This is a genomic window from Hydrophilobacter chitinilyticus (assembly GCF_049860745.1).
GTDB lineage: Bacteria > Pseudomonadota > Gammaproteobacteria > Burkholderiales > Burkholderiaceae_C > Rhodoferax_B.
The window spans coordinates 1,252,344-1,277,311 of sequence record NZ_CP187561.1 but is presented as its reverse complement, the minus strand read 5'-3'; the positions used below and the strand labels follow the sequence as shown (position 1 = coordinate 1,277,311).

Below are 24,968 nucleotides of genomic sequence, written 5' to 3'. Positions count from 1 at the left end.
GCAAGCAAGCCCCACGCTTTTTGACCCCTTGACCTCATTTCACGAAAGACATCTATGCGCACATTCACCGCCACCCTGATCGCCGCCACCCTCTCGCTCGGCTTTGCCAGCGCCTACGCGGCAGACGAAATGAAACCCGACGCCATGGCCAAAGATGCCATGGCCGACCAAAAGATGGACACCATGCACGACACCAAGGCCATGGACAAAAAAGCCAAGTCCATGAAGGCCAAGCCGATGCATAAAAACGCCATAGCCAAAGACGGCATGAAGGCCGACGCCATGAAGCCCGATGCGATGAAGAACTGACCATCCAGCGTCAACCGGAAACCCCGCGCAAACATGAACACAGTCCTGCCAGGCCTGGCCTTCCTGGGTGGTGTGCTGACCATCCTGTCGCCTTGCATCTTGCCGGTGCTGCCGTTCATCTTTGCGCGTGCCAACCAACCGTTTACGCGCAGCAGCCTGCCACTGCTGACCGGGTTGGCCGTAACCTTCGCCGTTGTGGCGTCACTCGGCGCGGTGGCCGGCACCTGGGCCGTGCAACTCAACATCTACGGCCGCTGGATCGCGCTGGGCGTGTTGACCTTGGTTGGGCTGAGCCTGCTGGCCCCACAGTGGGCCGACCGGTTAATGGCTCCGTGGACGCAACTGGGCAACCGCCTCATCGGCGCGCTGCCGCAGCCCACCACCACCAGCCCGCGCCCGCAACCTGTCTCATCATTTCTGCTCGGCGTGGCCACCGGGCTGCTCTGGGCACCGTGCGCTGGCCCCATCCTGGGCCTGATCTTGACCAGCGCCGCCACTCAAGGACCGAACATGCAAACCTCTACCCTGCTCTTCTTCTACGCCGTGGGCGGTGCCACCGGGCTTGGCCTGGTGCTGCTGGTGGGCGGCAAGTTTTTCAAAGCGCTGCAACGCTCGGCGCGTGCCACCCACTGGCTGCGCAAAGGCCTGGGAGCTGCAGTGCTGGCCAGTGTGGGCGCGATTGCGTTGGGTTTTGATACCGGCGCACTGGCGCAACTGCCGAGTGGCAACAGCCCGATTGAACAACGCCTGCTGCAGCAGTTTCGCAGCCAGCCCCTCACCCCAGTGAGCCAAGCTTCGCCCATCGTGAAAGTGCAAACCGCGCCCAAGCTGCAGTTGCCCGTGGAAGGAGCCATGCCACCCCTCAACGGCCTCACCGGTTGGCTGAATTCACCCGAACTCAAGGCCGCCGACCTGCGCGGCAAGGTGGTGTTGATCGAGTTCTGGACTTACTCCTGCTACAACTGCAAAAACGTGCTGCCCTATGTGCGCGCCTGGCACCAGAAGTACAAAGACCAAGGCCTGGTGGTGATTGGCGTGCACGCGCCCGAGTTCGCGTACGAGAAGAACCTCAACAACTTGAAGACCGCCATCGCCGACCAGAACGTGCCCTACCCCGTCGCCATCGACAACAACTTTGCCGTGTGGCGGTCGTTCAACAACCAGTACTGGCCGGCCATGTACTTTGTGGATGCCAAGGGCCAGATCCGTTACCACCACTTTGGCGAAGGCGCCTACGACAAGGGCGAGCAAGTCATCCAGCAGTTGCTGCAAGAAGCGCGCAGCACCGCCCCCGTCTGAGGCCGCGCGTTAGCGGGTGGCGCCGCTTCCTCAACCCACGTTGACGTTCAGCGCGTGCGGGCCCGACACCAGTTCCCGCTTCAGGAACTCCAGGCACACCCGTACCTTCGCTGAGCCACTGGAGCGGGTGCTGGTGACCGCCCAAACATCGGCCGACTCGTCGTGCGCGGGCAGCACACGCAATAGCCGCCCGTCGAGCAGCGGTTGTGCAATGTCCCACACAGAGAGCAGGCAAATCCCCTTGCCGTCCAGCCCCCAGCCGCGCACCACGTCGCTGTGGTTGGAGCTGAAGCGCGCGGTCACCTTCACGGTCTCGATGCCGCCCGGCCCGGACAGGCGCCAAGTGCCAAAAGGCTGGTCGCGCTCGCGGTACAGCAGGCATTCGTGTTCGGCCAGTTCCGCCACCGACTTCGGCGCGCCGTGCTGCGCCAGGTATTCGGGCGCAGCACACAACACACGCCGGCTCTGCACCATGCGCTGGGCGATGAGCTGCGGCTGGTTGGGGTCGCCGATGCGGATGTCGATATCGAAGTTCTCACCGATCAGATCCACGCGCCGGTCCAGCAGCTCGTGCCAGACCTCCACGCGCGGATAACGCCGCCCCAGCGCAGACAGTATCGGCGCCACATGTTCGCGCCCGAGCCGCTGGCTGGTAGCGATGCGCAACTGCCCTGAAGGCTCCTTCTGCGCACTGCTGAAAGCCTCGGCCATGGCGTTGGCATCGTCCAGGATGCGCTGCGCCCACTGGAACGCGCGCTCACCGTCTTCGGTGACCACCACGCGCCGCGTGGTGCGGTGGAACAGGCGCACGCCCAACTGCGTCTCCAGGATGGCGATGCGCTTGCTGATGTGCGCCGGCGTGGTGCCGATCTCGAGCGAAGCCGCCGCAAAGCTGGAGCGCCGCGCCACCTCACAAAACACTTCCAAGTCTTTTAAATCCATCGCCCAATTATCAACAGATCGTTGATAACGACGCAACAAAAAGCGGATTGATGATGTTTTCGTTGTCACAAACAATGCGCCCAGATTCGAAAACAGTCCCTCAAAACACACCATCATCCAGATCCATCCCATGCGCAAACTTCCCATCGCCGTCATCGGCGCCGGCCTCATCGGCAAGACCCACATCGAAAAAGCACTGGCCAGCACCAGCGTCGAATTGGTGGCCATCGCCGACCCCACCCCTGCTGCGGCCGAAATGGCTCGCCCCCTCGGCCTGCCCTGCTTTGCCGACTACCGCCAGATGTTGCAGGAGCTGAACCCCAAGGGTGTGGTGGTGGCCACGCCCAACACCACACACGCGCAGATCACCATCGACTGCCTGGCGCACGGCGCCGCTGTGCTGGTGGAAAAGCCCATTGCCGATACGCTGGAAGATGCCCAGCGCATCTGCGACGCCTCGCGCGCCACCGGCCTGCCCGTGCTGGTGGGCCACCAACGCCGCCACAACCCGATCATGCGCAAGGCCAAGGCCATCGTCGCCAGCGGCGCGCTGGGCCGCCCGGTCAGCGCCACCGTGATGAGCACCTGGCTCAAGCCGCACGACTACTTCAACACCACCTGGCGGCAAAAGCACGGCGGCGGCCCTATCCTGATCAACCTGATCCACGACATCGATCTGATGCGCCACCTCTACGGCGAAATCGAAAGTGTGCAGGCGATGGCATCCAGCCAGGTACGCCACTTCGAGGTGGAAGACACGGCGGCGTTGGTGCTGCGCTTTCGCAACGGCGCGCTGGGCACGGTCACGGTGTCGGACAGCACCGTCGCCCCCTGGAACTGGGACCTCAGCGCCGGTGAAGCCGAACGTTTTCCGCGCCAGGACGTGAACGCCCATTTCTACTCCGGCACCGAAGGTTCGCTGACCTTGCCACGCCTGGAGCTGTGGCGCTACCGGCAGGACCAGGGCGCCGCAGAGGGTTGGCACGACCCGCTCACGATGGAGCGCACCGCCGTGCACACCGGCTGCCCCTATGCCGAGCAGTTGCGCCACTTTGCAGCGCTCGTCGCCGGCAAGGAAGACGCCGTTTGTTCCGCCCTGGACGGCTTGCGCACGCTGCAAGCCACGCTGGCCGTGGGCGAAGCGGCCGAGTCGCAACGCCCGGTGGTGCTGCCGATGTAAGCCTCCACTTCGGGCCAAGGCCCAGGCGTCCATCCCACCGGCATTCCAAGAACAACGCTCACGAGACAAGAGCACACCATGACCTACACATTCAATTTCGGGGTATTGCTGCCCCACTGGGAGCAGTTTGCGCGCGGCTGCGGGTTGACGCTGCAGCTGTCGGCCATCTCGGTGGTGCTGGGCCTGCTGCTCGGCTTGCTGACCGTGCTGGCCAAACGCAGCGCCGTCACGCCCCTGCGTTGGCTGGCCGATAGCTACATCGAGATCATCCGCAACACACCATTTCTGGTACAGGTGTTGTTTGTCTTCTTCGGCCTGCCGTCGCTGGGCATCAGCTTCACACCCAGCGTGGCGGCGGTGCTCGCGCTGAGCCTGAACCTGGGGGCGTTTTCGGCAGAGATCATCCGCACCGGCATCGAGTCCGTCCCGCGTGGCCAGTTCGAGGCGGGCGCGGCGCTGGGGCTGAGCCCGTTCCAGACCTTTTGCCACATCGCGCTCAAGCCCGCGTTGCGCACCATCTACCCGGCGCTGTCCGGGCAGTTTGTGATGCTGCTGCTGACCACCAGCATCGTGTCGTCGATCTCGGCCGAAGAGCTGACGTCGGTGGCGCAGAACATCGACTCCATGACCTTCCGCAGCTTCGAGGTCTACATCGTCGCCGCACTCCTGTACCTGGCCATGTCCAGCGTGTTTGCCACCGTGTTCAAGCTGGTGGACCGCATGTACTTCGCCTACCCCACCAAGTGAGCCCCCCATGATTCGCGACTTCACTCTCACGGAATTCTGGGTCATTGCCAGCGGACTCTGGGCCACGCTGGCGTTGTCGGCATTGGCCTTTGCGGGCGGCGGATTGGCGGGCCTGGGCGTGGCGCTGGCGCGCACGGCACCAGTCAAAAGCCTGCGTCTGGCCGCCAGTGTGTTCATCGACTTCTTTCAGGGAACACCCATGCTGCTGCAACTGTTCCTGGTGTTCTACGGCCTGCCGGTGCTGGGCTGGAAGGTCAACGTGTGGGTGGCGGCCGCCGTCGGCCTGACCCTGCATGCCGGCGCGTTTCTCGGCGAAATCTGGCGCGGCGGCATCCAGGCCGTGCCACGCGGGCAGGTGGAAGCCGCCGAGGCACTGGGCCTGGGCTACTGGGCGCGCCTGCGCTATGTGGTGTTGCCACAGGCGCTGCGCATGTCGTTCGCACCCACGGTGGGCTTTCTGGTGCAGTTGATCAAAGGCACCTCGCTGGCCGCCATCATCGGTTTCGTCGAGTTGTCCCGTTCCGGGCAACTGGTCTCCAGCATCACCTACAAGCCGCTGCTGGCCTTTGGGCTGGTGGGCGCGTGTTACTTCGCCATCTGTTTCCCGCTGTCGCGCTACAGCGCGCGGCTGGAACAACGCTTTGCCCTGCGCACCTGAGCCTCGTTTTCCCCACTAGTTCCTTCCCGATCCGTTCCTTCCCCACCCGATCCGTTTGACAACACCGGCGGCACACCGCCTCATACCAGGAGACAAACCATGCCCCCCACCTTTCCTACCCGCCGCCACGCCCTCGCGGTGGCCATGTCCTTGGCTCTCGGCTTCAGCAGCCTGGCGCAGGCGCAGAAAGTGGCCGACATCAAGAAGTCCGGCGTCTTGAAATTCGGTGCCCAGGTGGCCCAGGTGCCCTGGGGCTTCAGCGACAAAAACGGCAAGCTCACCGGCTACGACATCGAGTTCGCCGAGCTGCTGGCCAAGGACCTCGGCGTCAGGGCCGACTTCACCCCGGTCACCGTGGCCAACCGCACGGCTGCCTTGTTGACCGGCCAGGTCGACGTACTGGCGGCAGTGGTCACCATCCTTGCCGATCGGCAGAAGGTGGTGCTGTTCTCGCGCCCCTACTCCTACCTGGACACCGTGCTGATCGGCAAGACCACGCTGCCCACGATGAAGACTTACACCGAGCTCAAAGGCCTGCGCATCGGCGTGCCGCGTGGCAGCGTGCAAGATAACGCCGTCACCCAGGTCAATAGCGGCGCCACCGTGCAGCGTTTTGACGACGATGCCGCAGCGGTGCAGGCGCTGCTCTCCGGGCAGGTGGATCTGGCTGGTGCGGCCGCCACACAACTCGGGCCCATCGCCCAGGTGGCGGGCACTGGCAAGTTCGACGTGAAGCTGGTGGTGTCGCGCGGCTACCAGGGCGCGGCGGTGCGCCCAGGCGAACGCGAATGGGTGGACTACATCAACAACTTCATCGCACGCAAAAGCGCCAACGGCGAGCTCGGTGCGCTGTACAAGAAGTGGATCGGGCTGGAGCTTGGCACGGCCTTGCCCGACTCCGGTGAAACCGCCGCTGCGCTGCCAAACTTCGTTGCCAAATGATGACCGCAACAACCACCTCTGCGGCGGGCGACAGCATCATCCGCATGGAAGGCGTGAGCAAATGGTTTGGCGCGGTGCAGGTGTTGACCGACATCCAGCTCAACGTGCGGCGTGGTGAACGCATCGTCATCTGCGGCCCTTCGGGGTCTGGCAAGTCCACCACCATCCGCTGTATCAACCGGCTGGAGCCCTACCAGAAGGGGCGCATCATCGTCGACGGCATCGACCTCGGGGCCGACGCCAAAAACGTCAGCGCGGTGCGTGCCGAGGTGGGCATGGTGTTCCAGTCGTTCAACCTATTCCCGCACCTCACGGTGCTGGAGAACTGCATGCTGGCGCCCATGAAGGTGCGCGGCACCCAACGCGCGGAAGCCGAAGCCACGGCCATGCAATACCTCACCCGCGTGCACATCCCCGAGCACGCCAAGAAATACCCGGCACAACTCTCGGGCGGCCAACAGCAACGCGTGGCGATTGCGCGCGCCTTGTGCATGACGCCGAAGATCATGCTGTTCGACGAACCCACCTCGGCACTTGACCCCGAGATGGTCAAGGAGGTGCTGGACACCATGATCGGGCTGGCCAACGAAGGCATGACCATGCTGTGCGTCACGCATGAAATGGGCTTTGCGCGCAGCGTAGCCGACCGGGTGTTGTTCATGGACCGTGGCGAGATCGTCGAGCAGGCGCCGCCCCATGAGTTTTTTACCGCGCCCCGGCACGAGCGGCTGCGCGATTTTCTCGGTCAGATTCTTCACAAGTAAAACCATGCACGCTTTATCCCTTGCGCACCTGACGGTGCTGGACGTGGCGCCGCCCGCGCTGTTCGACCTGGCCGCTGCGGCGGGTTATCAAAACGTAGGCATCCGTGTGCTCCCGGCCGTGCCCGGCGCGGTGGCCTACCCGATGGACCGCGAAACCGTGATGCGCTGGCGCCGTCGCATGGCGCAGGCCGGCGTGGGGGTGCACGATGTCGAGTTCCTGCCGCTCACGCCCGAGGTGCAGGTCTACGACTACGCACACACCCTGGCGCTGGCCGCCGAGCTGGGCGCAAGGCGGCTCAATGTCTCGGGCGACGACGCCCACCCGGCCCGCCTCATCGACAACTTCAGCGCGCTCTGCGACATGGCCGCGTCGTACGGCCTGGGCGTGGACCTGGAGTTCATGCGTTTTCGCACCATCGGCAACCTGCAGCAGGCGCTTGACGTGGTCACGCGTGCGGGCCGCAGCAACGGTCGACTGCTGATCGACGTGCTGCATCTGTTCCGCTCCGGCGGCACGCCCGCGCAGTTGGCACAAGTGCCGCCACACGCCTTGGGTTCGCTGCAGTTGTGCGATGCGCCGCTGCAAGGAGCTGACGATGCCGGCCTCGCCGAAGAGGCTCGGCAAGGACGCTTGTTTCCGGGCGAAGGCGGTTTGCCCTTGCTCGATTTTCTGAACGCGCTGCCGGGCCACATTCCGCTGGGTGTAGAAGTACCCACGGGCCGCACCCATCCACAGTTGGATGCACAGGCCCGCGCGCAGGCGGCCAACACGGCCAGCCGCGCGTTACTAGCCCAGTGGTGCCCCAGGGGCTGAATGGCGCGACCGATAAGCCTCGCCACAAGCCTCCAGCAGTTGCACATAACTTTGCGCGGCCGACGACAACAGCCGGTCGCGCCGCGTCACCAGGTAGATGGGGGGCACGTGCACCGGTAGCTCTACCGGCAAGACGCGCAGCACACCCAACCGCGCGTAATGCGCCGCCAACGATTGCGGCATCACCGCCAGCATATCCGACACCTCCAGCAACGCCGTCGCCACGATGGTGGACGACGACTCGGTGATGTTCAAACGCGGATGCAGCCCGGCACGGCCCAACGCGGCCTCAAAGTGGCCGCGCTGCGGCGAGCCCGGCGGCTGCAGAATCCACGGCCAGTTTTGCAGGTCGGCAAACTGCACCTCGGGCTGCGCAAACAACGGGTGACCGGCACGCGCCACCACCACTTGTGATTCGCCCAGCAGCAGCGTGCTGGCGTAGGTGTCGGTGTCGTTGCCGGGGGTGAGCCGACCCAGAATCAAATCCACCTGCCCACGGCTCAGTTGCGCCAGCATCACGTCACTGGTATCCACCAACACCGACACGGCCACGCGCGGGTGCTGCGCCTTGTAATCCATCAGCGTGGGCGCCAGCAGTTCGGGCACGGCTCCGGGCACGCTGCCAATGCGCAGCAGGCCGGTCAAGCCCCCCTGCAGCGCCCCTATTTCTTCGCGCAGCGTGCTGAAGTCGGTGAGCACCTGCTGGGCGTAGCGAATCAAGGCCTCGCCCACCAGCGTGGGTGTCATGCCGCGCGCGGTGCGCGTGAACAACTCGGCGTTCACCGCGTCTTCCAACTGCTGCAGCAGCTTGGTGGCGGCCGGTTGGCTGATGTTCATGGCCGTGGCGGCGCGGCCCAGGTTGCGGTGCTGGTCTAGCACCTTCAACAGCAGCAGTTGGCGCGTGCGCAGGCGCAGCAGCAAGCCCATGTGGGCGGGGTCAAAGTCCATGGGGCAGTGGTCTCCGGCCCGTCAAAAGCGGGCTATCACCTTTTGTATATGGAATCTTCAAAACTTTCAATTAGCAATAGATGGGTTGACCTAGTACGCTGCCACCACGACCCACCCTCGAAGGTGGGCGCGCTACAAAACAAACGGAGACAAAAAGATGAACCTCACCCCACGACGGCTTATTCACGCGGCGCTGGTTTGCGCCGGCCTCAGCGGCCTGGCCACCTTACCCAGCATGACCATGGCCCAGACCTCCAGCGACAAATCGGTACGCATCATGGTGGGCGCCTCGCCCGGCGGCGGCACCGACCTGTTGGCCCGCATGCTGGCCGATAAGTTCACCCCGGCGCTGAAGCAGGCCGTGGTGGTGGAAAACCGCCCTGGTGCCTCCAACACCATCGCCGCCGAGTTGACCGCCCGCGCCGCGCCCGATGGCAGCACTCTGCTGCTGGCCACCAACACTGGCCAGGCCGTGGCGCCGCACTTGCTCAAGCTCAAATACGACCCGCTGAAAGACCTGCAACCTGTGGGCCTGGTGGCGGTGATGCCCAACGTGCTGGTGGTGTCGAGCAACGCGCCATACAAAAACGTCAAAGACCTGCTCGCGGCCATGGCGGCCAAACCCGGCGGCTTCAAATACGCGTCGTCCGGCATCGGCAGCACACAACACATCGGCGGTGAAGCTTTTGGTCTGGCGACCAACACCAAGTCCATCCACATCCCGTACAAGGGCAGTTCACAAGCGCACATCGACATCATCAGCGGCGAGGTCGACATGATGTTCGACAGCACTTCATCCGCCATGGGGCAGATCCGCGCCGGCAAGCTGCGCCCGCTGGCCGTCACATCCCCACGCCGCTCGGCCGAGTTGCCCGACGTGCCCACACTGGCCGAACAAGGCATTACTGGTGCCGATGTGTCGACCTGGTACGGCTTGTTTGTGACCGCCGGCACGCCACGCCCTGCGGTGGATCGTCTGGCGGCTGAACTCAAAACCGCATTGCAAATGCCTGACGTGCAAACCCGCGTCAAAGGCCTGGGCGGGGAGATCAATGTGTTGACGATGGATCAGTTTGCCGAGATGAACCGCAACGAGTTCGACTATTTCGGCAAGCTCGTCAAACAAGCCAACATCAAAGCTGAATAAACCTTTTTTGAAAGAGAAACCCATGACCGCTCCCCGCCCCAAACTCTGCCTGCTCTTGGGCGACCCCAGCGGCGTAGGCCCCGAGATGGCCGTGAAGCTGCTGGCCCGCCCCGAGACGCTGCAACAAGCCGACATCCTGCTGATCGCCGACCCCAAAGCGCTGGCCAGCGGTGAGCACATTGCCGGCCACAAGATCAACGGCTTGGCGGTGCACAAGCTCGAAGACGTGCACTTCAAACCTGGCCAGCCCACGGTGCTGTTGCAAGACACACTGCGTGGCGTGCCTCCCGTGCTCGGCACCTCCAACCTGGCCTCGGGCCGCGCCTCTTACCAGGCGTTGGAACTGGCGGTAGAGGCGGTGAAGCAAGAGCACGTCGATGCCCTGCTGTTCGCCCCGCTGAACAAACATTCGTTGCGCCTGGGCGGCTTGCAGCAAGAGGATGAGCTGCGCTTCATGCAAGAGCGTTTTGGCATCACCGACTTTGTATGTGAGTTCAACATCACCGGCGCCTTGTGGACGTCGCGCGTCACCTCCCACGTGCCGGTGCGCGAAGTAGCCGACCTGATCACCCAAGATGGCGTGTGCGACGCCGTGCGCATCATCGACCGCGCTTTGCGCCTGGCCGGTGTGGCCAAGCCGCGCATTGCGGTGTCGGGCTTGAACCCGCATGCGGGCGACGGCGGCTCCATTGGCATGGAAGAGATCGAGATCATTGCCCCGGCCGTGCAAAAGCTGCAGGCCGAAGGCGTGGATGCACGCGGCCCGTTCTCGCCCGACACGGTGTTCATCGGCGCGCGCCGGGGTGACGTGGATGCGGTGGTGTCGATGTACCACGACCAAGGCCAGATTGCCATGAAGCTGATGGGCTTTGAGCGCGGCGTGACGCTGCACGGCGGCCTGCCCGTGCCGGTGGCCACCTCGGCCAGTGGCAGTGCGTTCGACATTGCGGGCAAAGGCGTGGCGGGCATTGAAGGCTTGAACGAAGCCTTCAAGCTGTGCGTGAGCATGGCGCGCAGCCGCTTGGCTGTGCCCGCTTAAGAACTTGGGCGACGGGCTTAGAAATCCAGGCCCAACGCCTTCAAATCCTGCTCGACCTGCGCGGTGGATTTGAAGTGGATGCCATGCCAACCCTGCGCCTGGGCGGCCTGCACGTTGCCCAGCAGGTCGTCGATGAACACGGTCTTGGCGGGCTCCAATGCGTGGCGGCTTTGCAGCAGCTCGAAGATGGCGGGCTCGGGTTTGATGAGCTTCACGTCGCCCGAGAAGATGCCACCGTCGAAATCGCTCAAGAAGCTGTGCAGGCGCTCCAGGGTACGCGCGAAAGGCGCGGGCATGTTGGACAGGAAATAGAGCTTCAACGGGTCGTCGGTTTGCGCTGCGCGTTCGCGCAAAGCCACCAGGCGCGCCAGCATCGCCACCGATTCCGGCATGGGCTCTAGAAACAGATCCATGGGTTCGATCAAGGTCGCGAGCTTGGGGCGATCCAGGGTCAAACGCGCCGCCATCAGGTCAATCACCTCGGGCAAAGACACTGTGCCACGGTCAAAAGCCAGCCAGTCGGCGTGGCCAAACATTTCATGCGCTAGGTGACCAGCAGCCGCAGCGCTGTCGGCGCGCTCGGGAAACCACTTGGCCACCATGTCTACGGGGCGCCAGGTGAACAGCACGGCGCCAAAGTCGAATACCACGTTCATATATTCCTCCTCATTTTCGTTTTAGGTTCTGTTTATTTCAAAGCGCGCAAGGCACGCCGCAACGGCGCCGCGAGCTTGGCCGGTTGCGTGCGTGTGATGCGCACCTTGGGTGTGCCGTGCCAGGTAGCGCTACGTTGAATGGCCTGGGCCACGTCGGCCATTTGCGCGTCGCTCCACACCAGGCCAGGCTGCACATGCAGCGCGCGCACTTCAAACACACCGTCGGCGCGGTAGGCCTTGGCGTCGAGCCTGCCGATGAGTTCGCCTCGGCTCAGAATCGGCAGCACGAAGTAGCCATACACGCGCTTTTCTTCGGGGGTGTAGCACTCCAGGCGGTAGTCGAAGTCGAACAGTGCCAGCGCACGTTCGCGGTCCCACACCACCGGGTCGAAGGGTGACAACAGCGCGGTGTGTGTGGCGGTCAATTGATCGGCCTGCGCCTGCTGGTACAACGCGGCATGGCGGCTGTGGACATAACCCGGCACGTCCCAGCCCTGCACCGCTACCCGCAGCACCGTGCCGGCATCGACCAGCGCATCCAGGTCGGCATCTTTGAAGCGCGGCTTGGTGCGAAAGTAATCGTGCACCCAGCGCGCCTGGGTAACACCCAGGGCGGCAATGGCGCGCTCGGCCCAATGGTTGTTCAATGCTTCGACCGTTGAATCGGTGGCCGCGTTGTAGTTCAGCAGTTGCGGTGCCACGCGTTCGCTCAGGTCATAGACGCGGTGAAAGTTTTCGCGCCGCGCAATCATCAGCTCGCCTTTGGCGAACAATGCCTCCAGCCAACGCTTTTCATCCTTCCAGCCCCACCAGGGGCTGCCCGCACCTTCCACCCGTTCAAAGTCAGACGACTTGACCGGCCCATTCGACCGCACATGCTCCAGTAATTTATCGAGATGCGGGCGCTGCGCCAAATGGCTTTGTTCGGCCTTGGCGATGCCCCAGTGCTGGCGGGCTTGGCGGTTGTAGGCGCGGTGCGCATGCAGATCGGCCATGGGCGCGAAGCAGGCTTCGTGGGCCCAGGTCTCGAACACCTGCGCACTGGCCAAAGTGTCTTCCAGCCACTGGCGCGGGTAGTCGCCCAAACGCGAGTGGAGTACAAGATAAGGGCTGCGCGACACCACGTGGATGGTGTCGATCTGCAGCAGCGCCATGCGCTCAATGCAGGCCGCCACATCGGCCAACGTGGCGGCGGCGCTGGGCGGCTGCAGCAAGCCCTGCGCGGCCAGATGCAGCGCGCGGGCTTGTACAAGGCTCAGCAAGATTTAACCGCTCTTAAAAACGATTTAGCCGCGCAAACGTGCCAACAGCCCGGCGGTAGAGCCATCCAGCCCCGCCACATCGCCCGACTGCAGGCGCGGCTCGATGTCCTTGGCCAACACCTTGCCGAGTTCCACACCCCACTGGTCAAAGCTGTTGATGCCCCAGATGGCACCGCTGACAAACACGCGGTGCTCTTGCAGGGCGATCAACGCGCCGAGCGTGGCGGGTGTCAACGCTTCCAGCACAAAGAAGGTGCTCGGGCGGTTGCCAGGGAAGTTGCGGTGGCCGCCAGCGTCGGTCTTGCCGACCATCAGCGCCTGCGCTTGCGCCAGCACGTTGGCCAGCAAAGCCGGATGGTGGCCGGGCAGCGTGTGGCGCTCTTTCTTCACCGCCACAAACTCCAGAGGCACCACGTCGGTACCCTGGTGCAGCATTTGAAAATAAGCATGCTGACCATTGGTGCCGGGTTCGCCCCACAACACCGGCGAGGTGCCGTAGGCCAAATGCTGGCCGTTGATGTCGACCTGCTTGCCGTTGCTTTCCATCTCCAACTGCTGCAGGTAGGCCGGCAGGCGGCGCAAGGCGCTGTGGTACGGCGCAATGCTGCGGCTGGTAAAGCCGTGGAAGTTGCGGTACCAGACGTCGAGCAAGCCCAACTGCACGGGCAGGTTTTGCGCCAGCGGCGTGGTGCGGAAGTGCTCGTCCATGGCGTGCGCGCCAGTCAAGAACTCGCGGAAGCCGCCCGCGCCAATGGCGATGGCCAGCGGCAGGCCAATGGCCGACCACATGGAATAACGCCCGCCCACCCAATCCCAGAAACCGAAGGTGGTGGTGATGCCAAAGTCTTTGGCCGCCGCCACGTTGGTGGTCAGCGCGGCAAAGTGGCGCGCCACATCGGTGCCGCCTTGCTGCTCAAACCAGGCCTTGGCCGAGCGCGCGTTGGCCATGGTCTCGGCCGTGGTGAAGGTTTTTGACGCGACCAAAAACAGCGTGTTCTTCGCCTTCAACTTCGGCAGCAGTGCGGCCATTTCATGGCCGTCTACGTTGGAGATGAAGTGGAAGCGTTTGCCGGGCGTGGCGAAAGAGTCGAGTGCTACCACCGCCATTTGCGGGCCAAGGTCGGAGCCGCCAATGCCGATGTTGACCACGTCGGTGATCTCGGCGTCAGCGCGCACTTTTTCGGCATAAGCAAGCATGGCGTCGAGCACGCTGTGCACGTCTTTCAAGGCCGACGCCACAAACGCCGACTGCGGTGTGGCCGAAGCCGGTGTGCGCAGCAGCCAATGCATCACCGCCCGTTGCTCGGTGCTGTTGATGGCGTCGCCGGCAAACATCGCATCGCGCGCTGCCTCCAGGCCGGTCTGCTGCGCCAGCGCCAACAGCAAGGTCTGCGTGGCCGCGTCGATGCGGTTCTTCGACAAGTCGGCAAACACGTGCGGTGCTTCAAAGCTGAGCTTGGAGAAACGCGCGCTGTCGGCGGCAAACGCCGAGCGGATGTCGAAGGCTTTGCCGCTGGACTCAAACTGCGCTTGCAGTTGGCCCCAGGCGGGCACCTGGTCGCAGCGCGGGCGTTGGGCAAGCACTTGAGAAGTGGGCGCGGCGCTCGTCATCTCAGGCTGCCAGCAACAGTTTGTCGAGCTTGCCAGCGTCTACCGCAAAGGCGCGGATGCCTTCGGCCAGTTTTTCGGTGGCCATGGCGTCTTCGTTCAGCGCGTAGCGGAAGGCAGCTTCGTCGTACGTCACCTTGTCGAGCTTCAGGCTCTTGGCGGCGACGGGGTCGAGCTCGCGCTGCAGCGGCGCGTTGCTATCGGCCAGGTTGGCCAGCAGGTCGGGGCTGATGGTCAGCAGGTCGCTACCGGCCAAGGCGGTGATCTGGCCGACGTTGCGGAAGCTTGCGCCCATCACTTCGGTGGCAATGCCGAAGTGTTTGTAGTAGTTGTAGATCTGCCGCACCGACTTCACGCCGGGGTCGTTGGCGCCGGCGTTGTCGGCCTCCACCCAGTTGGCACCGGCGGTCTTTTTGTACCAGTCGTAAATGCGGCCCACAAACGGCGAGATCAGTTGCACCTTGGCCTGGCCACAAGCCACGGCCTGCGCAAACGAGAACAACAAGGTGAGGTTGGTGCGGATGCCGCGTTGCTCGAGTTGCTCGGCCGCGCGAATGCCTTCCCAGGTGGCAGCTACTTTGATCAGCACACGCTCGGCGCCAATGCCTTCGGCCTTGTACAAGGCGATGAGACGCTCGCCGCGCGCCACGGTGGCGGCGGTGTCGAAGCTCAGGCGCGCGTCTACTTCAGTGGACACACGGCCAGGAATGATGGAGAGGATTTCGCTGCCAAAGCGCACCAGCAGGTGGTCGACCACTTCGTCCAGCGGCTTGCCACGGTACTTGGCCACGGTCTCCGTCACCAGCGGCTGGTAGTCGGCCTTTTGCACGGCCTTCAGGATGAGCGAGGGGTTGGTGGTGGCGTCGGTTGGCTTGTAGACCCCTAGCTGCTTGAAGTCGCCGGTGTCGGCCACCACGGTGGTGAATTGCTTGAGCGCGTCGAGTTGGTTCATGTCTTGATGCCGGGTTCACCGGTTGTTGTGCCCAGGGGGAGCTTGATTGACAGGCTCCCAGGGGCCCTCACTGAAAACGTGCGACCACACTTGCAGCGTCGTCACACACAACAACCCCATGGTACAAACAAAAACGGTTCCCCGGACAGCGTTGGGGTTCTTCCGTGTTACGAAAGACGAAGCGCGAAGACGCTACTTCTTTCGTGACGTGACGGTGACAGCGTTCCCCTTGCCCTCCAAACTCCCCGCCAAACGCCACAGCAGCGTTTGCCGCGCATGCGCCACGCGGGCCTGGCGCAGCGCAATGGGCGTCCAGGCCAGGTGGTAGCTCAACGTGGTGGAGGCCACTGGCGCGGCGATCTCCACCAGTTCGCCCTTGGCCAGGTTGTCGCGGCACAGATACTCGGGCAGCGCCGTCCAGCCAAAGCCCCGGCACAGCAGGCTGCGCAGCGAGCGCAGGTCTTGGCCGATCATGGCCGGTGGCACCTGCAGCGGGCCGAGCGCGTTTTTCTCCAGCCATTGGTCGATCAGCGGAATCTCCAGGCTGTAGGCCAGCAGGGGCTCGGCCAGCAACGCGCTTTTGAAGTCTTTGGCCTGGTGGATGCGCTGCGCCACGGCGGGCGCGGCCACGGCCAACACACGCTCGGTGCGGATCAGGTCGCTGCGCAAACGCGGGTCGGTGCTGGGGAAGGCGGTAATGCCGAGATCGCTGTCGCCGTCGATCAGCATTTGGTGGATAAGGTCGCGGTCGCCCGACTGCAAACGCACGCGCACCCCCACCTCCAGCAGCGGCACCAGTTCTGCCGCCACCACCTCGGCCAGGAAGTCCACATGGCCGACGATTTGCAGCGCGCCCGCCACCTCCACCGAGCGCGCGCGGGCCGACGCCAGTGCGGCTTCGGCCGAATCGAGCTTGTCGCCCACGTCAGCCGCCAGTTCATCGGCCGCCGCCGTGGGGCTCACGCCTTGGCTTTCGCGCACAAACAGGCGGCGGCCAATCGTCGCCTCCAGCCCGGCGATGTGTTGCGACACCGCTGGCTGCGTGAGGTTCAGGCTGCGCGCGGCGGCGCTGATGGATTTTTGGCGGTAGACCTCGATGAAGGTGCGCAGGCGAGAAAGCGACATGCGCCCATCATAAATAAATTTATACCCCTGCCTAAATCATGCTGTTGGCGCTTTCGCGTGCGGTTTCCTACCATTCGCCATCGCCTCTAGAAGGCACCAACGGAATCGAATCGCATATGAACACCACCCAATCCGTGCAAGACCTCAAAGCCATCGTGCAAGCGATGAAACAAGCGCATTTGGCCAAGGGGCCAGCCGATGCCGCGCTGCGCAGCGACCGCCTGTTGCGCGCGGCCAGCCTCATCAAAGACAACCACGCCGCGCTGGCGCAGGCCATGAGCGCCGACTTTGGCCACCGCGCCGTCTACCACTCGATGACCGCCGACGTGATGACCACCATCAAGATGCTGCATTACTCGGCCGAGAACCTGGCGCACTGGATGCAAGCCGAAGCGGTGGAAACGCCCGCCCCCGGCATGATGGGCTGGATCCAGCAGCAGCCGCTGGGCGTGGTGGGCATCATCAGCCCGTGGAACTTTCCCATCAACCTGGCGTTTGGGCCACTGTCGGGTGTGTTTGCAGCCGGCAACACGGCTTTGCTGAAGCCATCCGAGTTGACGCCGCGCACATCTGACTTGTTTGCCGAACTGGTGGGCCGTTACTTCGACCCCATGGAGTTTGGTGTGGTGCTGGGCAACGCCGAAGTTGGTGCCAGCTTCAGCGGCCTACCGTTCGACCACTTGGTGTTCACCGGCAGCACCACCGTGGGCCGTCACGTGATGCGAGCCGCCGCCGACAACCTGGTGCCGGTGACGCTGGAGCTGGGCGGCAAGTCGCCCGTGGTGGTGGACGACGATGCCGACATCCAAGTGGCGGTGGAACGCACCATGACCGTCAAGACCTTCAACGCCGGCCAGATCTGCATCGCGCCCGACTACATGATCGTGCCGCAGAACAAGGTGGATGCCTTGGTGGCCACGGCGCAGCGCTTTGTGGCGAAAGCCTTCCCCACGCTGCAAGACAACACCGAATACACGTCGATCATCAGCGACCGGCACTTTGAACGCCTGGCCCACCTGCTGGCCGACGCCACGCAAAAGGGCGCACGTGTGGTGAGCCTGGCCCCCGCCGGTGAACCCGCCTTTGATGCCGCCACCCGCAAGATGGCTCCCCACCTGGTGCTGGACGTGACCGACGACATGCAGATCATGCAAGAAGAAATCTTCGGCCCGCTGCTGCCCATCAAAACCTACACCGACCGCGCCGAGCCCGTGGCCTACATCAACGCCCACCCGCGCCCCTTGGCCGCGTATTACTTCGGCAACGACCCGGTGCGCCAGCAAGCGTTTGCCATGCACACCACCTCGGGCGCGCTGGTGTTCAACGATGTGATGACCCACGTGTCGATTGAAACCCTGCCCTTCGGCGGCGTGGGCGGCTCGGGCATTGGCGCGTACCATGGCATCCACGGCTTCCGCCGTTTCAGCCATGCCAAGGCCGTGGTGCAGCAGAGCGAAGATGGCGCCTCGGGCCTGCGTTTGCGCGCGCCTTACGCCGACAAGCTGAAGCAGTTGATGACGTTGGTCAGCTAAGCACCTTCAGCGAGATCAGGTCACGCGCACCACGGACACCCCGTGGTCGGCCAGGCGCAGCACCACGGCCGCGCCTACGGGCAACACGTTGGTCAGGTCGGGCGAGACCACAAAAATCTTGCCCAACGCGGTCTCGAAGGTGTACTCAAAAAAGCTGCCCAAGTAGGCCGACTTGACCAGCGTGGCGGGCAGGCTGTTGGCATCTGCCGTGTCTGCCGTGACTGGCGCGCCGATGTGCCAGGCCTCGGGCCGCACCGCCACCTTCACCGCGCCGGCCACCACGCCATGGCGCGCGGCCAAGGTGATGGGGCCGAGTTGCACGCGGCCATCGGCATCGGCCGTGCCGGGGAACAACATCGCCTCGCCCATGAAGCCGGCCACAAACTCGCTTTGGGGGCGCTCGTACATGTCTTGCGGCGTGCCGCTTTGGGCGATGAGGCCCTGGTTCATCACGATGATCTGGTCGCTCACGGCCAAGGCTTCGCTTTGGTCGTGGGTAACGTACGCCACGGTGAGCTTCAAGCGCTGCTGCAGCGAGCGGATTTCTTCGCGCATTTCGCGGCGCAGGCGCGCGTCGAGGTTGGACAGCGGCTCGTCAAACAACAGCACCGCCGGCTCCAACACCAGCGCACGCGCCAGGGCCACACGCTGTTGCTGGCCCCCCGACAGCTCGCTCGGCAAGCGGTCGTCAAAACCCACCAGGCCCACGCCGTTCAACACTTCGCGCGCACGGCGAATCGCCTCAAGCTTGGGCACGTTGGTCATCTTCAAGCCGTAGCACACGTTCTCCAGCACGTTCATGTGCGGAAACAACGCATAGCTTTGGAACACCAGGCTGACGTTGCGGTCGGCCGGGCCCAGCGTGGTGACGTCTTTGCCGTCAATGAAAATCTGCCCGCCGCTTGGCGATTCCAGCCCTGCAATCATGCGCAGCGTGGTGGTTTTGCCGCAGCCGGATGGGCCGAGGATGGTCGTCAACGTGCCCTTGGGCACCACGAAGCTAATGCCTTTGACGGCGAGCGGCGCTGCGGCGTCGGTGCCATAACGCTTGGTCACACCCCTGAATTCGATCCCGTGGTTCATGCCATTCCCTTGCTTAAATCTTGTAAGTTATTGCTATCAATAGAGAAGCTGCTTGCGCATATACAGAAAGCGCTGCAGCCCTATTTTTCTTAAACCATGTGCTTTCTTTAAAGTGCCGTGGGTTGCACCACCGGTGCACCCGCGGCCACCTTGCGGCGACCCAGCTTGCGTTCGCCCACCAGGAACTGGATCAGGCCGATCACCGCCGACATCAGCACGATGAGCGTGGTGCAGTACGCCAGCGCCACGCCATAGTCGCCATTGCCCACGCGGCCGATGATGTAGGTGGTGGCCAGCTCGTTCTCCGCCGTCACCAAAAACACCACGGCCGACACCGTGGTCATGGCGCGTACAAAGCTGTAGACCAGCGCCGCCACCAGGGCAGGCTTGAGCAGCGGCAGCACCACATGGAACAGCGTTTGCAGCGTCGACGCGCGCAGCATCAGCGAGGCTTCATCGAGCGAGCGATCCAACTGCTTGAACGCCGCCGTGCCCGCCCGCACGCCCACCGGCAGGTTACGGAACATAAAACACAACACGATGATCAAGCCCGTGCCCGTCAACTCAAACGGCGGCACGTTGAACGCCAGGATGTAGCTCACGCCCAGCACCGTGCCAGGAATGGCAAACGCCAGCAGCGCCAAGAATTCGAACAGGCCCTGGCCCTTGAATTCGGTGCGCGCCAGCAGGTAAGCGATCAGCAAACCAATGAACGCCGTGATGGGCGCGGCCGCACCGGCCAGCTTCAACGTGGTGAACAACGAATTCCAGGCCGTGCCCGCCCACACCAGGCCAAACTGGCCCCACTCCAAGCCAAACGCGGTGCGAAAGTGGTTGAGCGTGAAGGTGTAGTCGCGGCCCCAGGTTTGCACAAAGCCGCCGGCAAACGCAAACAGGTAGACGATGACGGTGAACGCCAGCCAAGGCATGGCCACACACAGGATGGTGCGGCGCACGCCGTCGGGCAGCGCCATGGCAATGCCCGAGTCGCCCTTGCCGCTCACCGTGGTGTAGTTTTTCTTGCCCAACACGCCGCGCTGAATGGCAAACACCACCAGCGCAAACAGCGTGAGGATCCAGGCCAGCGACGCGGCGCGGCCCTGGTCGTACTGCGCGCCCACAATGGCAAAGAAGATGTCGGTCGACAACACCGAGAACTGGCCGCCCACCACGATGGGGTTGCCGAAGTCGGCAATGCTCTCGATGAAGCCCACCAAGAAGGCATTGGCCAGCCCTGGCTTGAGCAGCGGCAGTGTCACCGTCCAGAAGGTTTTGCTGCGGCTGGCCCGCATGGTTTGCGCAGCCTCTTCCAGGCTGGGCGCCACGCCTTGCACCACGCTGCGCATGATCATGAAGGCGATGGGCGTGAAGGCAAACATCTGCGCAATCCAGATGCCCAGCATGCCGTAGAACCAGCGCGTGGGCTCAATGCCAAACGCGTATTCCAAAAACTGGTTGACCACACCGGCGCGGCCAAACAGCAAGATCAAACCCAGGCCCACGACAAACGGCGGCGTGATGATGGGCAGCAGCGCCAGCACCTTCAGCGGGCCTTGCAGTTTGCTGTTGCCGCGCTCGGCCATTAGCGCCAGCATGGTGCCCAGCACCACCGTGCCGGTGGCCGTCAGCAGCGCCAACACCAGCGTGTTCCAGGCCACGCCGCAGCGCACACCGCCGGTCACACAGCTCAAACCCCACACCCGTTCGTTGCCCACGCGCGCCATCAGCGCGGCGAGTGACCACTGGCCGTCTTCATTCAAGAACGCGCCGTACAAAGCCTTGGTGACCGGGTAGGCAATGAACAACAGCATCAACACGCCGCAGCCCACCACGCTGGCCGAGACAAACAAATCGCCCTTGAAAAAGCCGCGCCGCGCCAGCCCAAACGCCGACAACATCACCAGCGCCAGCAGCGCGATAAAAGCGCCAATGCCCATGCCAAACTGATTGACCGCCAGCTCGCCAAAACTGTTGTTGAAAGCGGCAAAAGACCAGCCGCGTGCGCCAATTAAAAAGCCGCTGGCGGCGAGGCCCAGCCCGCCCACCAAACCACCGGCCAGCAGCCAGGTGCCCTGCGCTTTGCCAGGCGCTTGCAACGCGCCCACGGCCGCCAGCAACAAGCCGGCCACGCCCACCAGCAGCCAAGGCCGGCTCATGGTCAGCGCCTGCACCACGCCGTTGGCGGCATCGCCCTCGGCAAACACCTGGCCCAGCACGCTGTACCAAGCCGAGTCCTGAATGGCGTACCAGGGCAGCAACACATAGGCCAACAGGCCCAAGACGATCCACACGTGGATCACGACGTTCGAGTTTTTCTTCACCGCTTTACCCAGGCTCGTTCTACACAAGATGGCAGGCGCCTCCCGCGTCTGCCATCACTCACACACTATCTTTAACGTGGCAACGAGTTGACGTCTTTTTCCCAGCGCGCAATCAGGCGGCGGCGTTCGGTGCTCGCGCCGTACTTGGCGTAGTCGTAGTTGATCATCTTGATCTTGCGGAAGTCGGGCACATTCGGGTCGATGGCCGTGTTCTTGTTCGACGGCAGTTGGAACTGCTTGGCTGCCGCACCAAAGGCCTGCGCCTGTGGCGTGAGCGCCCATTCGTAAAACGCCTTGGCCGTAGCCAGGTTGCGCGCACCTTTGATGATGCTCATGGAGCCGATCTCGGCGCCCGTGCCTTCAGACGGCGTAACCGTCTCGATGGGGAAGCCCTGCATCTTCTCTTGCGGCGCGTCGTGCACAAAGCTGATTGACACCGCTGTTTCACCGCGTGCCACCGCCTTGATGGGGCCGGTGCCCGAGCGCGTGTAGGCGCTGACGTTTTTGTGCAGGCCCTTCAGGTACTCAAAAGCCTTGTCTTCACCCATCAGCTGCACCAGCGTGGCGATCATGGTGTAGGCCGTGCCGCTGGAGGCCGGGTTGGCCACCTGGATGTCGCCCTTGTAAATTGGTTTCAGCAAATCAGCCCAACTGGCGGGCGCGGGAATCTTCTTCTTGGCCAACAGCTCGGTGTTGTAGCCAAAGCCCAGCGGGCCCGAATAAATGCCCACGGTCTTGTAACCCGACTGCTGCGCTTGTTGTTGCGCCCAAGGGTAGAGCTGCGTCAAGCTAGGCGACTTGTATTCCAGCGTAAGGCCAGACTCGGCCGCCTGCAAGTGTGGGTCGCCAGTGCCACCAAACCACACGTCGGTTTTGGGGTTGTCTTTCTCGGCGATGAGTTGCGCCAGTGCTTCGCCCGAACCCTTGAGCGACATGTTGACCTTGGTGCCGGTGGTCTTGGCGTAGACCGTGGCGATCATGTTGCACCATTCGGCCTGTACCGAGCAGATGATGTTGACCTGGCCCTGTGCCGATGCGCCAAACGATGCTGCCGCCACTGCGGCTGCAACCGCGCACTTCTTCATTAATTTCACGTGATGTCCCTGGTAATTTGATTACGACGCCGAGCATCACTTTATGACACTTTTTTGACAATCCGTAGAACACCCTAAAGAAGGGCCGTTGTTCTCCAAATGAAACCCTTCTTCATAAAAACATGAAACTAAGTTACATTGCCAGCCTGACTTCCATCTACACACCATGAGCTTTGATCTAGTCCTTTTTGGCGGCACCGGCGACCTCGCTTGGCGCAAACTGATGCCGGCGCTGTTTCAGGCGTTCCGCCACGGCACACTCCCCGCAGATGGCCGCATCACGGGTGTGGCGCGCGACGACATGAGCCACGAGCAGTACCGCACGCTCATCCAGTCGCGCTTCAACAGCGTAGAGGGCGCCAAACGCCCGTCGGACGAAGAGTTTCAGCGCTTCGCCGCCCTGCTGCACTATGTGCGGCTCGATGCCTCCAAGGCCGAAGACTTTCAGCGCCTGCGCAGCCACCTGGAAGAGCGCAACGCCGACACCGTGGTGATGTACGTGGCCACCGCGCCGGGCCTGTTCACCACCGTGTGTGAACAGCTCGCCACCGCCGGCCTCAACACGCCCAAGACGCGCATCGTGCTGGAAAAGCCGCTAGGCCACGACTTGGCGTCGAACCGCCTCATCAACCAAACGGTGCGCAAGGCTTTCGACGAAAACCAGATCTTCCGCATCGACCACTACCTGGGCAAGCCGTCGGTACAAAACCTGTTTGCGCTGCGCTTTGGCAACGCCTTGTTTGAACCCATGTGGCGCCGCGAGCACATCGCCAACATCCAGATCACCATCTCCGAAGACCTGGGTGTGGAAAAGCGCGGTGCGTTCTACGAGAACACCGGCGCGCTGCGCGACATGGTACAAAACCACGCGCTGCAACTGCTCTGCGCCGTGGGCATGGAGCCGCCCATCAATTCGCATGCCGACGCCATCCGTGACGAAAAGCTCAAGGTGCTGCGCTCGCTGAAACCCTGGACGACTGAAACACTGACGCACCACGTGGTGCGCGGCCAATACAGTGCCGGCGCCGTGGGCGGCACGGCCGTGCCCGGCTACCGCGCCGAGTTTGGTGTCGACCCGCAAAGCCACACCGAAACCTTTGTCGCACTGCGCACCGAAATCGCCAACTGGCGCTGGGCCGGCGTGCCGTTCTACATCCGCACCGGCAAACGCCTGGCCGGGCGCGACGCGCACATCGAGGTGAACTTCCGCCCGATGCCGCACGCCATTTTTGCCAACACCGGCAACACCGCCAACCGCCTGGTCATCAACCTGCAACCCAAAGACGGGCTGGAGCTGCACCTCATGGCCGAAGGCCAGGGCACACGCTCGGGCAGCGCGGGCCAAACGCTGGTGCCGGTACAACTCGATTTGGACTTTGACAAACGCTTTGGTGCCGAACGTGTGGGCGCGTACGAGCGCCTGCTGCTCGACGTGCTGGATGGCCGCCTGAACCTGTTTGTGCGCAGCGACGAACAAGAAGCCGCATGGCGCTGGGTGGAGCCCATCCTCAACCATTGGAAAAACGACACCGTGGGCCCACGCTTGTATGCGGCTGGCACCTGGGGGCCCAGCGCCTCCAGCGCCATGATCGCGCGCGATGGGTACTGCTGGAGCGAAGAGTGCTAGGGTCGCCTGATGTGGCAAACACCTTCCAGTCCTCCCATGCTTGAAAGACTCAAAGCGTCGCTGTCTTCTCTGGCCCCCGCCGAGCAACGCGTGGGCCGGCTGGTGCTGGCCGACCCGCGTGCATTCGCCAACCTGCCGGTGAGCGAGCTGTCAGACCGCGCGCACGTGAGCAAACCCACCGTGGTGCGCTTCTGCCGCAGCATGGGCTACGACGGCCTCAGCGACTTCAAGCTGAAGCTGGCCGGTAGCGTGAGCGAAGGCGTGCCCTTCATCCACCGCAGTGTGGACGCAGACGACAAAACCAGCGACGTGATGGTCAAGGTGATCGACAACGCGGTCGCCGCGTTCTTGAAATACCGCAACGACGCGAGTTCTTCTGCGCTTGAAAAAGCCGCTGAAGCGCTGACCGGCGCGGTGCAAGCCGGCCGGCGCGTGGAGTTCTACGGCGCAGGCAATTCGGGCATCGTGGCGCAAGACGCGCAACACAAGTTCTTTCGCCTGGGTGTGCACACCATCGCCTACAGCGACGGCCACATGCAAGTGATGGCGGCATCGATGATGACGGCGGGCGACTGCCTTGTCGTCATCTCCAACTCGGGACGCACCCGCGACCTGATGGACGCCTGCGACATCGCGCGCAAAAACGGCGCCACCACCATCGTCATCACCGCCAGCGGCTCGCCCTTGGCCGCTGCCGGGCACATCCACCTGGCCGCCAACCACCCCGAAGGCTACGACCGCTACAGCCCCATGGTGTCGCGCCTGCTGCACCTGACCATCATTGACATTCTGGCCACCAGCGTGGCCCTGCGCATTGGCGGCACGCATCTGCAGCCCAAGCTGCAAGAGATGAAAAACAACCTGCGCAGCAAGCGGTACACCTGAGCCGCTTTCAAACGGAAGACGAAGTCGCAGGCGA

Annotated in this window: 23 protein-coding genes; 13 read left to right on the top strand and 10 right to left on the bottom strand. The window is 63.4% G+C overall.

Annotation, left to right across the window (positions count from 1 at the left end; genetic code table 11):
• Positions 1-54 precede the first annotated feature (54 nt).
• Together ACPWMG_RS05805 and ACPWMG_RS05800 are read left to right on the top strand one after the other, a co-directional pair.
• Positions 55-309 carry a hypothetical protein gene (locus ACPWMG_RS05805; RefSeq protein WP_483303710.1) on the top strand — a complete coding sequence of 85 codons (255 nt, stop codon included), beginning with the start codon at positions 55-57 and terminating at the stop codon, positions 307-309.
• A gap of 33 nt (positions 310-342) precedes the next feature.
• The gene (locus tag ACPWMG_RS05800; RefSeq protein ID WP_483303709.1) at positions 343-1,608 is read left to right on the top strand and encodes a cytochrome c biogenesis protein DipZ; all 1,266 of its coding nucleotides are present in this window, start codon (positions 343-345) and stop codon (positions 1,606-1,608) included.
• 30 nt (positions 1,609-1,638) lie between these two features.
• On the opposite strand, the gene ACPWMG_RS05795 is transcribed toward ACPWMG_RS05800, so the two are convergent.
• On the bottom strand, positions 1,639-2,550 hold the full coding sequence (locus tag ACPWMG_RS05795) for a LysR substrate-binding domain-containing protein (protein WP_483303708.1): 912 nt from the start codon (positions 2,548-2,550) through the stop codon (positions 1,639-1,641).
• Between the two features lie 130 nt (positions 2,551-2,680).
• Here ACPWMG_RS05795 and ACPWMG_RS05790 point away from each other — a divergent pair, with 130 nt between their 5' ends.
• The 6 genes from ACPWMG_RS05790 to ACPWMG_RS05765 all read left to right on the top strand — a co-directional run bounded on the left by ACPWMG_RS05790 (position 2,681) and on the right by ACPWMG_RS05765 (position 7,655).
• Entirely contained in the window at positions 2,681-3,730 is a 1,050-nt protein-coding gene (locus ACPWMG_RS05790; RefSeq protein WP_483303707.1) for a Gfo/Idh/MocA family protein, read from the top strand.
• 78 nt (positions 3,731-3,808) lie between these two features.
• The gene (locus ACPWMG_RS05785; RefSeq protein ID WP_483303706.1) at positions 3,809-4,477 is read left to right on the top strand and encodes an amino acid ABC transporter permease; all 669 of its coding nucleotides are present in this window, start codon (positions 3,809-3,811) and stop codon (positions 4,475-4,477) included.
• Positions 4,478-4,487: 10 nt separating this feature from the next.
• Positions 4,488-5,135 (top strand): amino acid ABC transporter permease, encoded by a 648-nt coding sequence (locus ACPWMG_RS05780; RefSeq protein WP_483305182.1) that lies wholly within the window; start codon positions 4,488-4,490, stop codon positions 5,133-5,135.
• Between the two features lie 99 nt (positions 5,136-5,234).
• The gene (locus ACPWMG_RS05775) at positions 5,235-6,077 is read left to right on the top strand and encodes a transporter substrate-binding domain-containing protein (RefSeq protein WP_483303705.1); all 843 of its coding nucleotides are present in this window, start codon (positions 5,235-5,237) and stop codon (positions 6,075-6,077) included.
• Complete coding sequence (locus ACPWMG_RS05770; RefSeq protein WP_483305181.1) at positions 6,077-6,841, top strand: amino acid ABC transporter ATP-binding protein; 765 nt, start codon at positions 6,077-6,079, stop codon at positions 6,839-6,841. Before ACPWMG_RS05775 ends, ACPWMG_RS05770 begins: the two co-directional genes overlap by 1 nt.
• Before the next feature lie 4 nt (positions 6,842-6,845).
• Complete coding sequence (locus ACPWMG_RS05765) at positions 6,846-7,655, top strand: sugar phosphate isomerase/epimerase family protein (protein WP_483303704.1); 810 nt, start codon at positions 6,846-6,848, stop codon at positions 7,653-7,655.
• Here the strand turns inward: ACPWMG_RS05765 and ACPWMG_RS05760 are convergent.
• Entirely contained in the window at positions 7,629-8,603 is a 975-nt protein-coding gene (locus tag ACPWMG_RS05760; RefSeq protein ID WP_483303703.1) for a LysR family transcriptional regulator, read from the bottom strand. The two genes, ACPWMG_RS05765 and ACPWMG_RS05760, sit on opposite strands and share 27 nt — an antisense overlap.
• A 157-nt stretch (positions 8,604-8,760) precedes the next feature.
• Between ACPWMG_RS05760 and ACPWMG_RS05755 the strand changes: the two genes are divergently transcribed.
• Together ACPWMG_RS05755 and ACPWMG_RS05750 are read left to right on the top strand one after the other, a co-directional pair.
• Entirely contained in the window at positions 8,761-9,750 is a 990-nt protein-coding gene (locus tag ACPWMG_RS05755) for a Bug family tripartite tricarboxylate transporter substrate binding protein (protein ID WP_483303702.1), read from the top strand.
• A gap of 22 nt (positions 9,751-9,772) precedes the next feature.
• Positions 9,773-10,789 carry a PdxA family dehydrogenase gene (locus ACPWMG_RS05750; protein WP_483303701.1) on the top strand — a complete coding sequence of 339 codons (1,017 nt, stop codon included), beginning with the start codon at positions 9,773-9,775 and terminating at the stop codon, positions 10,787-10,789.
• A 17-nt stretch (positions 10,790-10,806) separates the two neighbouring features.
• Here ACPWMG_RS05750 and ACPWMG_RS05745 read toward each other — a convergent pair whose 3' ends face one another.
• The 5 genes from ACPWMG_RS05745 to ACPWMG_RS05725 form a co-directional block, all read right to left on the bottom strand.
• Positions 10,807-11,445 (bottom strand): HAD family hydrolase, encoded by a 639-nt coding sequence (locus tag ACPWMG_RS05745; protein ID WP_483303700.1) that lies wholly within the window; start codon positions 11,443-11,445, stop codon positions 10,807-10,809.
• A gap of 32 nt (positions 11,446-11,477) precedes the next feature.
• Positions 11,478-12,707, bottom strand: a complete 1,230-nt coding sequence (locus ACPWMG_RS05740; protein ID WP_483303699.1) for a winged helix-turn-helix domain-containing protein — start codon at positions 12,705-12,707, stop codon at positions 11,478-11,480.
• A gap of 24 nt (positions 12,708-12,731) precedes the next feature.
• Positions 12,732-14,318, bottom strand: coding sequence for a glucose-6-phosphate isomerase (pgi, locus tag ACPWMG_RS05735; protein WP_483303698.1), 1,587 nt, complete (start codon positions 14,316-14,318; stop codon positions 12,732-12,734).
• Between the two features lies 1 nt (position 14,319).
• On the bottom strand, positions 14,320-15,267 hold the full coding sequence (gene tal / locus ACPWMG_RS05730; RefSeq protein WP_483303697.1) for a transaldolase: 948 nt from the start codon (positions 15,265-15,267) through the stop codon (positions 14,320-14,322).
• Between the two features lie 192 nt (positions 15,268-15,459).
• Positions 15,460-16,392 carry a LysR family transcriptional regulator gene (locus tag ACPWMG_RS05725; protein ID WP_483303696.1) on the bottom strand — a complete coding sequence of 311 codons (933 nt, stop codon included), beginning with the start codon at positions 16,390-16,392 and terminating at the stop codon, positions 15,460-15,462.
• A gap of 116 nt (positions 16,393-16,508) precedes the next feature.
• Here ACPWMG_RS05725 and ACPWMG_RS05720 point away from each other — a divergent pair, with 116 nt between their 5' ends.
• Positions 16,509-17,924: a coniferyl aldehyde dehydrogenase gene (locus ACPWMG_RS05720; protein ID WP_483303695.1), complete on the top strand. Its 1,416-nt coding sequence runs from the start codon at positions 16,509-16,511 to the stop codon at positions 17,922-17,924.
• Positions 17,925-17,939: 15 nt separating this feature from the next.
• On the opposite strand, the gene ACPWMG_RS05715 is transcribed toward ACPWMG_RS05720, so the two are convergent.
• The 3 genes from ACPWMG_RS05715 to ACPWMG_RS05705 form a co-directional block, all read right to left on the bottom strand.
• Entirely contained in the window at positions 17,940-19,007 is a 1,068-nt protein-coding gene (locus ACPWMG_RS05715; RefSeq protein ID WP_483303694.1) for an ABC transporter ATP-binding protein, read from the bottom strand.
• A 107-nt stretch (positions 19,008-19,114) separates the two neighbouring features.
• Positions 19,115-21,328, bottom strand: a complete 2,214-nt coding sequence (locus ACPWMG_RS05710) for an ABC transporter permease (protein WP_483303693.1) — start codon at positions 21,326-21,328, stop codon at positions 19,115-19,117.
• 71 nt (positions 21,329-21,399) lie between these two features.
• Positions 21,400-22,413 carry an ABC transporter substrate-binding protein gene (locus ACPWMG_RS05705; protein ID WP_483305180.1) on the bottom strand — a complete coding sequence of 338 codons (1,014 nt, stop codon included), beginning with the start codon at positions 22,411-22,413 and terminating at the stop codon, positions 21,400-21,402.
• A gap of 175 nt (positions 22,414-22,588) precedes the next feature.
• Between ACPWMG_RS05705 and zwf the strand changes: the two genes are divergently transcribed.
• Together zwf and ACPWMG_RS05695 are read left to right on the top strand one after the other, a co-directional pair.
• The gene (gene zwf, locus ACPWMG_RS05700; protein WP_483303692.1) at positions 22,589-24,049 is read left to right on the top strand and encodes a glucose-6-phosphate dehydrogenase; all 1,461 of its coding nucleotides are present in this window, start codon (positions 22,589-22,591) and stop codon (positions 24,047-24,049) included.
• A gap of 36 nt (positions 24,050-24,085) precedes the next feature.
• Entirely contained in the window at positions 24,086-24,934 is an 849-nt protein-coding gene (locus ACPWMG_RS05695; protein WP_483303691.1) for a MurR/RpiR family transcriptional regulator, read from the top strand.
• Positions 24,935-24,968: the final 34 nt, after the last annotated feature.

Bases quoted from the DNA above. Each gene is read 5' to 3' on its own strand.
- ACPWMG_RS05745 (WP_483303700.1), bottom strand. From the start codon at position 11,445: ATGAACGTGGTATTCGACTTTGGCGCCGTGCTGTTCACCTGGCGCCCC.
- ACPWMG_RS05790 (WP_483303707.1), top strand. From the start codon at position 2,681: ATGCGCAAACTTCCCATCGCCGTCATCGGCGCCGGCCTCATCGGCAAG.
- zwf (WP_483303692.1), top strand. From the start codon at position 22,589: ATGAGCTTTGATCTAGTCCTTTTTGGCGGCACCGGCGACCTCGCTTGG.
- ACPWMG_RS05750 (WP_483303701.1), top strand. From the start codon at position 9,773: ATGACCGCTCCCCGCCCCAAACTCTGCCTGCTCTTGGGCGACCCCAGC.
- ACPWMG_RS05805 (WP_483303710.1), top strand. From the start codon at position 55: ATGCGCACATTCACCGCCACCCTGATCGCCGCCACCCTCTCGCTCGGC.
- ACPWMG_RS05775 (WP_483303705.1), top strand. From the start codon at position 5,235: ATGCCCCCCACCTTTCCTACCCGCCGCCACGCCCTCGCGGTGGCCATG.
- pgi (WP_483303698.1), bottom strand. From the start codon at position 14,318: ATGACGAGCGCCGCGCCCACTTCTCAAGTGCTTGCCCAACGCCCGCGC.
- ACPWMG_RS05715 (WP_483303694.1), bottom strand. From the start codon at position 19,007: ATGAACCACGGGATCGAATTCAGGGGTGTGACCAAGCGTTATGGCACC.
- ACPWMG_RS05695 (WP_483303691.1), top strand. From the start codon at position 24,086: ATGCTTGAAAGACTCAAAGCGTCGCTGTCTTCTCTGGCCCCCGCCGAG.
- ACPWMG_RS05760 (WP_483303703.1), bottom strand. From the start codon at position 8,603: ATGGACTTTGACCCCGCCCACATGGGCTTGCTGCTGCGCCTGCGCACG.
- ACPWMG_RS05800 (WP_483303709.1), top strand. From the start codon at position 343: ATGAACACAGTCCTGCCAGGCCTGGCCTTCCTGGGTGGTGTGCTGACC.
- ACPWMG_RS05765 (WP_483303704.1), top strand. From the start codon at position 6,846: ATGCACGCTTTATCCCTTGCGCACCTGACGGTGCTGGACGTGGCGCCG.
- ACPWMG_RS05785 (WP_483303706.1), top strand. From the start codon at position 3,809: ATGACCTACACATTCAATTTCGGGGTATTGCTGCCCCACTGGGAGCAG.
- ACPWMG_RS05770 (WP_483305181.1), top strand. From the start codon at position 6,077: ATGACCGCAACAACCACCTCTGCGGCGGGCGACAGCATCATCCGCATG.
- ACPWMG_RS05720 (WP_483303695.1), top strand. From the start codon at position 16,509: ATGAACACCACCCAATCCGTGCAAGACCTCAAAGCCATCGTGCAAGCG.
- tal (WP_483303697.1), bottom strand. From the start codon at position 15,267: ATGAACCAACTCGACGCGCTCAAGCAATTCACCACCGTGGTGGCCGAC.
- ACPWMG_RS05795 (WP_483303708.1), bottom strand. From the start codon at position 2,550: ATGGATTTAAAAGACTTGGAAGTGTTTTGTGAGGTGGCGCGGCGCTCC.
- ACPWMG_RS05725 (WP_483303696.1), bottom strand. From the start codon at position 16,392: ATGTCGCTTTCTCGCCTGCGCACCTTCATCGAGGTCTACCGCCAAAAA.
- ACPWMG_RS05755 (WP_483303702.1), top strand. From the start codon at position 8,761: ATGAACCTCACCCCACGACGGCTTATTCACGCGGCGCTGGTTTGCGCC.
- ACPWMG_RS05705 (WP_483305180.1), bottom strand. From the start codon at position 22,413: ATGAAGAAGTGCGCGGTTGCAGCCGCAGTGGCGGCAGCATCGTTTGGC.